Here is a 12,642-nt window from a genome sequence, read left to right on the forward strand (position 1 = left end):
GTCCGACCCCGTCCTGCCGGACCGGACCCGACCGGGCGGCGGCCGGGCGTTCACCTCGTCCACCCGCCCTGCCGGCGACCCTGATCCGGCAGGGCATGGCGCCGGCGGCACGCGCCGCCGGGACACCGGCCGGGCGGCTCAGCGCCCGATGGCGGCACGCAGGGGCAACGCACGCCCGGACCGACGCGGCGCCGGTGCCGATGGCACCGCCGCCCGGCCGGTTCGATAATCCCGCCCACGGCCCAAGGAGATCCAGCGCATGCGCATCCACAGCGAGAACTTCAGGCACGGCCACCGTCTGCCGGCGGCGTTCGCGGCAGGCGTGCGCGATGACCAGGGCGTCGGCTTCGGCGCCAACCGGAACCCGCACCTGGCCTGGACCGACGTACCTGCGGGCACCGCATCGTTCGCGCTGATGTGCGTGGATCCGGACGCGCCCACGGTGCCGGAGATGGTGGGGCGCGACGATGTCGAGATCCCGGCCCAGCAGCCGCGCACCGCGTTCACCCACTGGCTGGTCGCCGATCTGCCCGCGACGCTGCGCGAGATCGCCGAGGGCAGTTGCAGCGATGGCGTGGTGAAGGGCGGCAAGCGCGAACCGTCCGGGCCCGCCGGCAGCCGCCAGGGGCTGAACGACTACACCGGCTGGTTTGCCGGCGATCCGGCCCTGGCCGGCGACTGGTTCGGCTACGACGGACCGTTCCCGCCACCCAACGACCTGCGCCTGCACCGCTACGAATTCCGCCTGCTCGCGCTCGACGTGGCGCGACTGGACCTGCCGGCGCGCTACACGCGCGCCGACCTGGAGGCCGCGGTGGCCGGCCACGTGCTGGCCGAGGCCAGTACCTACGCCACCTACAGCCTGCATCCGGGGCTGGCCGACTGAACGCCATCTGCCCTTGCCGGCTCGCCCTGCCCCGCCCCGGCCCGCACGCCGGGCCGGGCGCGCGCGTGGGCGGCACCATCCGCCCTGACCGGTCGCTGCCGGTCCGGGGCTCTGCACGCGACCTGCGGCGATGAGCCTCGACCAGATCCTGCTGTTCGCGATCCTCGCCGGCACCGTGGCGATGTTCCTGTGGGGGCGGTGGCGCCACGACATGGTCGCCGGCGCGGCCCTGATGGCGGCGGTCGCCGCCGGCCTGGTGCCCGTCGACGGTGCCTTCGCCGGATTCGGCCATCCGGCGGTGATCACCGTCGCCTGTGTGCTGATCCTCAGCCAGGGCCTGCAGAACACCGGCGCGGTCGACCTGGTGGCGCGACGCGTGCTTCCGGTGCGCGCCGGCCCGACCCTCAGCATCGCCGCGATCACCGCGCTGGCTGCCGTGCTGTCGGCCTTCATGAACAACGTCGGCGCCCTTGCCCTGCTGATGCCGGTCGCCCTGCAGATGGCCGACAAGCTGGCGTTGCCGCCCGGACGCGTGCTGATGCCCCTGGCGTTCGGTTCGATCCTGGGCGGCATGACCACCCTGATCGGCACGCCGCCCAACCTGATCGTGTCCGGTTTCCGTGCCGAGGCCGGCAACGGCTCGTTCGCGATGTTCGACTTCGCGCCGGTCGGCCTGGCGGTGGCCGGGCTGGGCGTGCTGTTCGTCGCCCTGGTCGGCTGGCGACTGGTGCCGGCCCGCAAGCGCGCCGGCGTCGACAGCTTCGAGACCGCCGCCTACCTGACCGAGGTCCGCCTGCCGGCCGGCAGCAAGGCCGACGGCATGTCGATCCGCGACATCGAGGCGCGCCTGGAGGATGCCGGCGCCCAGGTGGTCGGCCTGGTGCGCAACGAGGTGAAGTTCAACGCCCCCAACCCGACGCGCAAGGTGCGGGTCGGCGACATCCTGGTGATCGAGGCCGAGGCCGACTCACTGGGCGACGTTCTGGCGGCCCTGGGCGCCCGCCTGGAAGAGGATCGCCGCGGCGACACCGCCGAGGACGACGGGGAGGACGACGCCGGGGGCGCGGACGATGCCCGGAGCACCAGGGACGAGCAGGACGGCGAAGGCGACGGTGGCGAGGTGCCGCGGTCGAGCGGCAGCGAGGACATCGTGATGTCCGAGCTCGCGGTGCTGCCCGGCTCCGCGCTGGTCAACCGCACGCCGACCGACACCCTGCTGCGCTCACGCTACAACATCAATATCCTGGCGGTCTCGCGCGAAGGCACCCGGTCGATCTCGCGGCTGCGCAACCTCGCCTTCCAGGCCGGCGACGTGCTGCTGGTCCAGGGCCCCCAGGAGGCGCTCGGCGAGTTCGCCAGCAATTTCGGCTGCGTGCCCCTGGCCGCCCGAGAGCTGCGCATCCCCGATCGCCGCAAGCTGCTGGCCTCGATCGCGATCATGGCCCTGGCGATCGCCGGCGCGGCGCTCGGCCTGGTGCCTGCCGCCGCCTCGTTCGCGGCCGGCGTGCTGGCCAGCATGGCGATCCAGACGGTGCCGCCGCGCACCGTCTATCAGGCGGTGGACTGGCCGGTGGTGGTGCTGCTGGCCGCACTGATTCCGGTCGCCGCGGCGATGGAGTCGACCGGCGCCGCCGAGCTGCTGGCGCGCTGGCTGGTCGAGGGCATCGCCCAGGGCCATGCGGTGGTCGGCCTGGTGCTGATCCTGGTGGTCACCATGACGCTGTCCGACCTGATGAACAACGCCGCGACCGCCGCGGTGATGTGCCCGATCGCGATCGGCATCGCCAGCCAGCTCGGCGTCAGCGCCGATCCCTACCTGATGGCTGTCGCGATCGGTGCCTCCTGCGCCTTCCTGACCCCGATCGGCCACCAGAACAACACCCTGATCCTGGGTCCGGGCGGCTTCCGCTTCGGCGACTACTGGCGGCTCGGCCTGCCGCTGGAACTGCTGGTGATCGCGGTCAGCGTGCCCATGCTGCTGTGGATCTGGCCGTTGTGAGCGCCGCCCCGCCGCCGCCCGGTCAGGGCGCCGGCGGCGGCACGAAGACCTGGTAGCCGTCGCAGTAGATCGAGTCGTCCGGTCCGCCCGGGCAGGGCGGCCGGACGTCGAAGGCCTGCCAGCGACACGCAGGCAGGGCCGGGTCGGCGGCACAGGCCAGCAGCACCTCACCGTCCACGGCCGCGCCATCGGCGATCGCCCAGACAAGCACGTTGCCTGCCTCCGCGGCCAGCAGCGGGTCGCCCAGGACCGACAGCTCCAGCCAGAACGTCGAGGAGCCCGCCGGGATCGTGGTGGAACGCTGGCAGCGCACCTCCTGGCCGTCGGCCGTCGTGCCGCTGGCCGTGCAGGTCACCGGCCCGCTGGCGCCGGTCAGCTGGCCGAACGCGAAGCCGGCCGGCAGCTTCGCCAACAGGCGCGTCGGGGCGGCCGAGGGCAGGCCGCCGGCATTGCGGTACTCGATGCGGAACGGCCCCTGCACGCGGCCGAGCTGGGTCCACGGCTGCGGCGCCGACGAGGCGACCAGACGCAGGTCGACCACCGGCGGCGGCGCCAGACCGAATTCGACCACCGCGCAGGCCGGCTGGTCGGGGTTGGCGTCGCAGTCCTGCGGGGCCGGCTGGCGGTCGTTGCCGATCGAGGCCACCACGCGCAGCGGGCCGGGCGGCTTCACACCGGGGCGGGTGCGCACGATGACGTCGTAGCGACCGGTGCGCTCCTGGCCGTTGGCCGTGGGATGCCGGATGTTGCCCAGGCAGGTGACCCGTTCGCCGCCGCCGGGGCCGGGCGCGCTGCTGCAGGTGTGGATCGGCGCGCTCGCCGAACTGCTGCCGAGGTACTCGAGCTGTGGCGGCAGGTCGATGCGCGTGGTGGAGATCGTGCCGCCGTCGAAGCCGACCACCCGATGGTTGACGGTCAGCGCGGCGTTCGCGCCGATGGTCACCGGATCGCCGATGGCCAGACTGTCCAGGCGCACCCAGGAGCCGAACACCAGGGCCGTGGACTGCACGCAGCCGGTGTTGCCCGAGATGTCCGGGCAGGTCGGCGGATCGGGCAGCGGAAAGGCGTCGTAGTCGACGGTGGCGCGCGCGTCGACCTGGCTGCCGGCGAACTGCCCGATCGGACCGGCGTCCAGCCCAAACTGGAAGGCCACGCCGCCACCGCCGATCTGCGTGTTCAGCACGCACGACAGGTGCAGCGGCGCGACGCCGCCGCCGCTGGCCGTCTGGCAGCTGGCGCCGGCCGGCAGCACCAGCGGCGTGATGGCGTCGAAGCCGGGCCCCAGGGTCAGCTCCACGTGGTACGGCGGCAGCGGCGCCGGACTGCTGCTGCGCGCCAGCGTCAGCACGATCCGCGGGCCCAGCGCGGCGGCGCCTTCGGTGTCCGAATACACCACCCGGGGCGAGCCCGCGCTGCCGGTCCAGTAGCCGAAATGCTGGAGGCTCATGTTGAGCGGCGTCTGCGCGGCGAGCGGCGCGCTGCACAGAAGGCAGGCGGCGAGCAGGATCGCGGTGGATCGGGTCATGGCACGGCTCCGGGCAGTGCCGCGCAGTGTCGTGCGGCCCGGCTGCCCGCGAACACCCCCTATTCCGGGGGGGGCAGGGCGATGACGTGTCGCAGAGGTTGAAAAAGGCGCTACGGGGGCCGGGGATGGTTATCGATCGGGAGCCTGCCTGGGCGCGGCACCGATCGCCTCGCGGACGGCGGGTCTGGGCGTTGGCCGCCGGGGCCTGTCTTTGTGGCTCCCGGCGTTTTGCTCTTGGATCTCGGATCTCGGCGCGTGATTCGTCGTTCCAGGAGCGCAGTGCGCGGCTCGCACTGCGTGCCCTGCAATCGAAACTCGACGCGCAGCATTCTGAATGCGGTGCCTGGAGTGTGATGTGCTCCGCCTCCCCCGCACCTGATTGGCGTCGTGTCTCAGCCCAGGATCGGGGACCAAGGACCAGGACTCGGTGTTCGGTGAGCGCAGCGCGCTGTGCTCCCCTCTCCCTGTGGGAGAGGGGCCGGGGGAGAGGGTCGGGGCTGGCCATGATCTGCATCGTTGCCGGCCCAGCGGCGTGCGCTGGCCGGGGCGGCCCTCTCCCCCGCCCCTCCCCCGCAGGCGGGGGAGGGGAGAAGTGCGGCGCCGCGGCGGCGGCGTGGTGCCGCGCTCCCAGCGCACCGCGAAAGCAGGCGATGCGCGTCGGGGCGACGGCTGGCGAAGGTGCGCAGGAGTGTGGGTACGCAGCTACGCAAGTGCGCAGGTGCGCGGGTGCGCAGTTGCGCAGGTGCGCAGGCACTCAGGTACGCAGATGCGCAGGTACGCGGTGCATGCTGGCTCGCTGACTCGAACTGACGCCAGCGACCTGGCACAGGAGCACGCCGGCGTGTGCGCGTGTGCGCGTACGGGCAGGCGAGCAGGCGGGCAGGCGGGCACGCAGGAGCGCAGGAGCGCAGGAGCGCAGGAGCGTTCATGCCAGATTTCGGCATGTGGCGCTGATGCGGCGCGAATCGGGTTCCGGAAGGGGCGGATCAGGCGCCCGCAGGCAGGCCCAGCAGCAGGGCCAGGCCCAGCACGATGCGGTAGAGCGCGAAGCCGGTGAAGCGGTGCGAGCGGATGTAGCCCAGCAGCCAGCGCACCGCGGCGAAGCCGGTGACGGTGGCGGCCGCGAAGGCCAGCGCGAGCTGTCCCCAGTCCTCGCTGCCTCCGCCGTCCGCCGCGTATTCGAGCAGCGCGTAGCCGCTGGCCGCGAACATGGTCGGGATGCCGACCAGGAAGGCGAACTCGGCGGCCGCCGGTCGGCGGTTCAGTCCGGCCAGCATGGCAACGAAGATCGCCGCCGCCGAGCGTGAGGTGCCCGGGAAGACACCGGCCACGACCTGCGCGAGGCCGACCAGGACCGCGACCTTCCAGGTCACCTCGGCGACGCCGGGTCGGCGCTCGGCCAGCCGTTCGGCAAGCAGCATCCAGACGCCGCCGATGACCAGCGCCCAGGCGACCGGCGTGACCGTCTCCGGCAGCTCCCAGCCCAGCATCCGGACCGGCAGGCCGACCGCGGCGGTGACCGCGAAGGCCAGCGCCAGCTTCATGGCGTAGTCCAGGTTGGCGGGCGTGCGCAGGCCGGTGACCAGCGACCAGATGCGCTGCCGGTAGACCAGGGTGATCGCCAGGATCGCGCCCGCCTGGATGACGATGTTGAACAGGTCCGAGCGGGCGCCCAGCCAATGCTGGGCGATCAGAAGATGGCCGGTGCTGGAGATCGGCAGGAACTCGGTGAAGCCCTCGATGATGCCGAGCAGCAGGGCGGCCAGGTACTCGCTCATCGATGGCTCCCGCCGACGGCCGGCAACCGCGCCACGGCGCGTAGACCGAAAGCCGCAGCGGCGGCTTCAGGAAGCGACCGGGTCAGTGCCACTGGGGGCGTCACAAGGGTCAAGTCGGCAGGGCGGCAGCAGCGGGGCCCTGCATGGTGCCCGGAACACGGCCTGGCGACCAGCGGCGAGCCAGGGTCGGGCCGACTGCACCAAAATGGTGCAGTCCTGCGTAGCCCTGCACGATCCTGGTGCTTTTCCACGCCAGCGTTGCCGACAGCAGACGCCGAGACCGCCGCGCTGCCGGCATCAGCGGTGCTGGCACCGGACTTGCGGGGGACCGGACCTCCGCCACCCACCCCGAGAGCCCCATGTCCGACCACGTCGCAAAGCTGATCAAGGACCACAACGTCGAGTTCATCGACCTGCGCTTCGCCGACATGCTCGGCAAGCAGCACCACGTCACCTTCCCCGCGCGCGCCGCAGACGACAGCCTGTTCGAGGACGGCAAGATGTTCGACGGCTCCTCGATCGCCGGCTGGAAGGGCATCAACGAGTCCGACATGGTGCTGATGCCGGACGCCTCCACGGCCGTGCTCGACCCGTTCAGCGAGCACCCGACCCTGATCCTGACCTGCGACATCCTCGAGCCGGCCACCATGCAGCCGTATTCGCGCTGCCCGCGCTCGATCGCCCGCCTGGGCGAGGCCTACCTGAAGTCGACCGGCATCGCCGACACCGCGTTCTTCGGGCCGGAGCCGGAGTTCTTCATCTTCGACTCGGTGCGCTGGCGCAACGACATCGCCGGTGCCGGCTTCGAGATCGAGTCCGAGGAGGCGCACTGGTCGTCGAACCGCAAGATGGACGGCGGCAACAGCGGCCACCGGCCCGGCCCCAAGGGCGGCTACTTCCCGGTCGCGCCGGTCGACTCGCTGGGCGACCTGCGCGGCGAGATGTGCAAGATCCTGGAAGCCATGGGCCAGGTCGTCGAGGTCCACCACCACGAGGTCGCCACCGCCGGCCAGTGCGAGATCGGCACCCAGTTCAACACCCTGGTGAAGAAGGCCGACGAGCTGCTCGACCTCAAGTACGTGGTCAAGAACGTCGCCCACCGCAACGGCCGCACCGCCACCTTCATGCCCAAGCCCCTGGTCGGCGACAACGGCTCGGGCATGCACGTGCACCAGTCGCTGGCCAAGGACGGCAAGAACCTGTTCGCCGGCGACGGCTACGGCGGCCTGTCGCAGCTGGCGTTCTGGTACATCGGCGGCATCTTCAAGCACGCCCGCGCCATCAACGCCTTCAGCAACTCCAGCACCAACAGCTACAAGCGCCTGGTGCCCGGCTTCGAGGCGCCGGTGATGCTGGCCTACTCGGCGCGCAACCGCTCGGCCTCGTGCCGCATCCCCTGGGTGTCGAGCAGCAAGGCGCGCCGCATCGAGACCCGCTTCCCGGATCCGGTCAACTCCGGGTACCTGACCTTCACCGCGCTGATGATGGCCGGCCTTGACGGCATCAGGAACCAGATCGACCCCGGCCCGCCGATGGACAAGGACCTCTACGACCTGCCGCCTGAAGAGGAGAAGGGCATCCCGACCGTCTGCCATTCGCTGGACCAGGCGCTGGCGGCGCTCGACGCCGACCGCGAGTTCCTGAAGGCCGGCGGCGTGTTCACCGACGACTTCATCGACGGCTACATCGACCTGAAGATGGGCGAGGTGACGAAGTTCCGCGCCGCCACCCATCCGCTCGAGTTCTCGATGTACTACTCGATCTGAGGCGCGGCGCGCCCAGGGCACCAGGCAAACGGCCCGCGCGATGCGGGCCGTCTTCTTTCCGGGGGGCGCGGGCACGCCGGCATGCATCCAGCGGCCCAAGGGCGCCTCAGTCCGGCTGTCCGCTGCCTGGCAGACTGGCGTTCGGCCGCCCCGGCGTCCGGGGCGCAGCGTCGACGGGCGAACTGCCCAGGGCCGCGCCAACATCCATTCACGGCAAGCCGGCCGTGTGCGGCGCCCCAAACGGTCGGGCGCCACGCCGGCAGCGGTCCGGCCGCTCAGTCCGCTGCGGCAGCCGGCGCCCCGGCGGCGCCGTCGCTCGCGCCTGCGCCCTGCCCCGCCCGATCCGCGGCGTCGCCGTCGGCCTCGTCGGGCAGCAGGTAGGGCTCCACCGTGCCGCGCAGCATCAGCAGCATGGGGCGGCCGCGGCGGTCCTTGGCGCGGCCGTGGGCGACCTTGATCCAGCCCTCGCTCACGCAGTATTCCTCGACGTCCAGGCGCTCCTTGCCGTTGAAGCGGATGCCGATGCCCCGCTGCAGCAGGTCGGCATCGTGGAAGCGGCTGGCGGGGTCGACCGCGAGGCGGTCGGGCAGGGCGTCGGTCATGGCGGGCGTGGGTTGGTGGAACGGCCCGCCATTGTAGGCGGGGGCGCGCGGCGCCGTGAAATGGCGCGCGCGGGAGACGACGCTGGCGCGCTGGCGCGCGGAACGAACCCGTGCGACAGGATGCCGTGCCATTGGCGGGGCGCGCTCTGCTCCCCTCTCCCTCTGGGAGAGGGGCCGGGGGAGAGGGCCGGGGCTGGCCATGATCCGCATCGCTGCCGACCCGGCGGCACGCGCTGGCCAGGACAGCCCTCTCCCCCGCCCCTCCCCCGCAGGCGGGGGAGGGGAGAAGTGCGGTGCCGTCGCGCTGGCGAGACGCCGCCTGGGAGCGCGCTGAGACGCGACGCTGATCAGGTCTGGGGGACCTGATCAGCGTCGTGTCTCAGCTCAGGATCGGGGACCAAGGGCCAGGATTCGGCGCTCGGTGAGCGGAGCGCGCTCTGCTCCCCTCTCCCTCTGGGAGAGGGGCTGGGGGAGAGGGCCGGGGCTGGCCATGATCCGCATCGCTGCCGGCCCAGCGGTGCGCGCTGGCCGGGGCAGCCCTCTCCCCCGCCCCTCCCCCGCAGGCGGGGGAGGGGAGAAGTGCGGTGCCGTCGCGCTGGCGAGACGCCGCCTGGGAGCGCGCTCTGCTCCCCTCTCCCTCTGGGAGAGGGGCCGGGGGGAGAGGGCCGGGGCTGGCCATGATCCGCATCGCTGCCGGCCCAGCGGCGCACGCTGGCCGGGGCGGCCCTCTCCCCCGCCCCTCCCCCGCAGGCGGGGGAGGGGAGAAGTGCGGTGCCGTGGCACGGGCGGCATCCGCGTGATGGGCAGGCACGGGCTGGCGGTGGCGCGGCTGAGATACGACGCGGGTCAGGCCGCGGCGGGGCGACTGAGCGGGACGCGGCGGTACGACTGAGCGGGCCGCGGCGGGACGACTCAGTCGGCCGCGACCACCGCCTCGGTGGTGATGCGCAGCTCGACCTCGTCGGAGACCGCCGGCACCGCGTAGCCGATGCCGAACTCGCTGCGGCGGAGGGTCGTGGTGGCATCGAAGCCGATCGCCGGGCGCTTCAGCATCGGGTGCTCGGCGGCGCGGTTCAGGCGCGCGTCCAGCACCACGGTGCGGGTGGTGTCCTTGATGGTCAGCTCGCCGGTGACCTTCATGCGGCCCTCGCCGGCGGCTTCCACCGCCGTGCTGCGGAAAGTGATGGTCGGGTAGCGCTCGGCCTCGAACAGGTCGCCGCTGCGCAGGTGCTGGTTGAAGTTCTCGCTGAAGCCATCCATCCCGGACAGCGGCAGGGTGACCTCGACCGACGAGGCCGACAGGTCAGCGGGGTCGTGCACCAGGGTGCCGCTGGCGTTGCCGAAGTGGGCGCTGGGGCGGGAAAAGCCCAGGTGGTCCCAGCTGGCCAGCACGGTGGTGTGGGTGGGGTCGATCACATAGGTGGTGGGCGCGGCGGTCACGGCGACAGGCGCCAGGGCCAGCGCGGCAAGCAACAGTCGGGACGGGGACATCGGCTTTTCTCCGGGGCGTTGGGGGTCGACCAGCGCGGGCGCTGGCGGGATCTGCCAACCTAGTGCACAGCCTGGCGCGGATAAACCGGCCGGACCGGAACGGATCGTTGCAATCCTGGCGTCAATACCGCGCATCGCGGCCGGGACCTGCAGCGCCGCGACCCGGCCGCCGCGCCCGCCCCGACAGACGGACTGTGAACGGCATCCTTCCCCGCGTCTGCGTGGCGAGGCATGATTGGCCCGGCGCCGTGCCTCGGCACGGGCCAGGGAGGGCACTACGTTTCGGAGTTTCAAACGATGAAAAGGCTGATGAGAAAGCGCGTTATGGTTCCTGCCCTGATCGCGCTCCTGGTGGCCGTACCGGCCCTGGCCTGGGATATGCACGACTGGTATCCCGGCCTGTGCTACTTCACGCCCAGCTTCTGCGATTGGGTGAACTGCCAGACCGGGGGCCCTTGCCCCTGAGCAGTACCCGCCGGGGCGGCCATCGCCGCCCCGGCGTCTTCCTCCACCCGGGCCGGGTTGCCGGCGGCAGCTGCAGCGCGCCGATGCCCTGCCCGGAAGCTGCCTGCAGGCCGGGTCGCCCGGCGCAGCAATCTGGGCCGAGGCCCAGGCCGCACATTCGCCAGGCCACCACGGGCCCGCTCCGCACCTCCAGCAGACCTCCGCCAGCCGCAGGGCTCCGCAAAGCGCCCGCGGGCGGCCAGGCTGCCGGCGAGCGGCGCAGAACGCCTGCCGTCAGCGGTCGATGTGTTCCAGCGTGGCGATGATGTCGCGCCGGGACACGTCGACGTTCCAGAACGTGTAGGTGTCGCCGTCGGTGTCGACCAGGCGGATGTCGAAGATCGGGCTGGTGTAGCCGCGCAGGGTGACCCGGCGCGTCTCGTTCACCGGCAGCACCTCGCTGCCCAGCACGTCCTCCTCCCAGCTCTTGGTCGAGCCCGGGCTGACGTACATGTACATGATGGTGTAGCCGGTGCGGTTGGTGATGTCGACGTAGTAGTCGGCGGCCAGCGCCGGCGCGGCGGCGAACAGCAGGGCCAGCAGGACCAGGATGCGGATGCGCATGGGTGTGCCCCTCCCAGGGCGTGATGGATGGACGTGGCCGCCTTGCGGCCGTTTCCCCTGCGGTCCCGGTGCGCCACCGCGGCATCGTGCGCCGATGCCGGGGCGCCCGCAAGGGCCGGCCGGCGCGCGGGCGGCGATTGAACCGTCCGGCCGCCTGCCCCCTCCTCATCCATGACAATCGGCCATACCCCGGGAGCAGGCAGCGGTGCCCAGAAACAGCGGCGAGGTGTTCGACGAGTACCTGGTGCTGGCCGCCGCCACCGGCGACCGCGCCGCGGCCGCCGGCCTGGTCGAACGCTGGCAGCCGCGCCTGTTGCGCCATGCCCGCCGCCTGCTGGGCGGCAGCGAGGCGGCGCGCGACGCGGTGCAGGAGGCCTGGATCGACATCCTGCGCGGCCTGCCGCGCCTGGACGACCCGGCCGCCTTCCCCTGCTGGGCGCTGCGCATCACCTCGCGGCGCTGCCAGCGCCGGGCGCCGGCCGACCGCCAGGCCACCGAAGCGCTGGACGAAGACGCCACCAGCGCCCTGCCCGCCGACGGCCCCGCCGACCACGCCAGCGGCGGCGAACAGGCCGCCGAGCTCGCCACCCTGCAACGCGCCATCGCCCGGCTGCCGCCGCTGCAGCAGGCGACGCTGGCCCTGCACTACCTGGACGGCCTGGGCGTGGCACAGATCGCGCTGGCCATGGACGTCCCGCCCGGCACGGTCAAGACCCGGCTCATGCACGCCCGCCGCAAGCTGCGGCAACTGTTGGAAGGAGCACTGTGATGGAACGATTCGACGAACTGATCGCCAAGGGCCTGTCGGCCCGCGACCGCGCCCTGCTGGCCGAGCCCGGGGAACCCGGCTACCTGGCCCAGGTCGGCGCCATGGCCCGCGGCCGCCTGGGCTGGACCGTGCTGCTGTCCGGCGTCGTGCAAGTGATCGCCGCGCTGGCCCTGTTCTACGCCCTGTGGCGCACCCTGGCCGCCGACCAGGCCCTGGCCGCCGTGCAATGGGGCGTCGGCGCCGTGCTGCTGGGCCAGGCCGTGGTCTTGCTCAAGGGCTTCCTCGGCCAGCACCTGCAGGCGAACCGGGTGATGCGGGAGATCAAGCGGGTGGAGTTGCAGGTGGCGTTGTGGCGGGAGGGGGCGGGGTGAGGCGACGTGGCGCCCGAGGGCCGAGCGTATCCGGGTTGCGCGTCGATTTGGGGTTCGTTCGCCTCGATGCGCTTAGGCCGCGCATGGCATAGAGTATCTTGGGGATCGTGCGGCATTCCGGGTGGCGTCGACAGGGCAGCACATGTTGCGGGCCGGAGTATCCGTCTCGAAACCGTTGCATCTATCCGCCGTGCATGCGAACCGCAGTAGGCTGCCGATTGAAAATGAACCTGGCCCCGTTCTTCGGCTCATCGCCTCATATCGGGATTGCGCCCACGCTCAGGTAGGGCTTTGGGGCTGCTCTGCGTAGGAAATCGCCTACGCATAGCTTGTCGCAGCGGCGATAAAGATGATCGAGCCTGGCTACCAGGACATCCAGCCCGAGCA

General features: G+C 72.1%; 11 protein-coding genes. 6 read left to right on the plus strand and 5 right to left on the minus strand.

What is annotated here, in order from left to right; genetic code table 11:
* Positions 1-259 precede the first annotated feature (259 nt).
* Both KF823_09240 and KF823_09245 read left to right on the plus strand, forming a co-directional pair.
* On the plus strand, positions 260-886 hold the full coding sequence (locus tag KF823_09240; protein MBX3726090.1) for a YbhB/YbcL family Raf kinase inhibitor-like protein: 627 nt from the start codon (positions 260-262) through the stop codon (positions 884-886).
* 130 nt (positions 887-1,016) lie between these two features.
* Positions 1,017-2,885, plus strand: coding sequence for an SLC13 family permease (locus tag KF823_09245; GenBank protein MBX3726091.1), 1,869 nt, complete (start codon positions 1,017-1,019; stop codon positions 2,883-2,885).
* Positions 2,886-2,907: 22 nt separating this feature from the next.
* On the opposite strand, the gene KF823_09250 is transcribed toward KF823_09245, so the two are convergent.
* Positions 2,908-4,410, minus strand: coding sequence for a hypothetical protein (locus KF823_09250; GenBank protein MBX3726092.1), 1,503 nt, complete (start codon positions 4,408-4,410; stop codon positions 2,908-2,910).
* A gap of 986 nt (positions 4,411-5,396) precedes the next feature.
* Positions 5,397-6,188, minus strand: a complete 792-nt coding sequence (locus KF823_09255; GenBank protein MBX3726093.1) for an undecaprenyl-diphosphate phosphatase — start codon at positions 6,186-6,188, stop codon at positions 5,397-5,399.
* A gap of 359 nt (positions 6,189-6,547) precedes the next feature.
* On the opposite strand from KF823_09255, the gene glnA reads away from it, so the two are divergent.
* Positions 6,548-7,954, plus strand: a complete 1,407-nt coding sequence (gene glnA, locus KF823_09260; protein ID MBX3726094.1) for a type I glutamate--ammonia ligase — start codon at positions 6,548-6,550, stop codon at positions 7,952-7,954.
* A 275-nt stretch (positions 7,955-8,229) separates the two neighbouring features.
* Here glnA and KF823_09265 read toward each other — a convergent pair whose 3' ends face one another.
* Both KF823_09265 and KF823_09270 read right to left on the minus strand, forming a co-directional pair.
* Positions 8,230-8,556 (minus strand): DUF3297 family protein, encoded by a 327-nt coding sequence (locus KF823_09265; protein MBX3726095.1) that lies wholly within the window; start codon positions 8,554-8,556, stop codon positions 8,230-8,232.
* Positions 8,557-9,468: 912 nt separating this feature from the next.
* Positions 9,469-10,182 carry a polyisoprenoid-binding protein gene (locus KF823_09270; GenBank protein ID MBX3726096.1) on the minus strand — a complete coding sequence of 238 codons (714 nt, stop codon included), beginning with the start codon at positions 10,180-10,182 and terminating at the stop codon, positions 9,469-9,471.
* A 174-nt stretch (positions 10,183-10,356) separates the two neighbouring features.
* On the opposite strand from KF823_09270, the gene KF823_09275 reads away from it, so the two are divergent.
* The gene (locus KF823_09275) at positions 10,357-10,512 is read left to right on the plus strand and encodes a hypothetical protein (GenBank protein ID MBX3726097.1); all 156 of its coding nucleotides are present in this window, start codon (positions 10,357-10,359) and stop codon (positions 10,510-10,512) included.
* Positions 10,513-10,785: 273 nt separating this feature from the next.
* Here the strand turns inward: KF823_09275 and KF823_09280 are convergent, their stop codons facing one another.
* Entirely contained in the window at positions 10,786-11,115 is a 330-nt protein-coding gene (locus KF823_09280) for a hypothetical protein (GenBank protein MBX3726098.1), read from the minus strand.
* A gap of 205 nt (positions 11,116-11,320) precedes the next feature.
* Between KF823_09280 and KF823_09285 the strand changes: the two genes are divergently transcribed.
* Entirely contained in the window at positions 11,321-11,884 is a 564-nt protein-coding gene (locus tag KF823_09285) for a sigma-70 family RNA polymerase sigma factor (protein MBX3726099.1), read from the plus strand.
* Positions 11,884-12,255, plus strand: coding sequence for a hypothetical protein (locus KF823_09290; protein ID MBX3726100.1), 372 nt, complete (start codon positions 11,884-11,886; stop codon positions 12,253-12,255). The genes KF823_09285 and KF823_09290 overlap by 1 nt, the downstream gene beginning before the upstream one ends.
* The last annotated feature ends 387 nt before the right edge of the window (positions 12,256-12,642 follow it).

This window comes from Lysobacterales bacterium, assembly GCA_019634735.1.
Taxonomy (GTDB): domain Bacteria; phylum Pseudomonadota; class Gammaproteobacteria; order Xanthomonadales; family UBA2363; genus Pseudofulvimonas.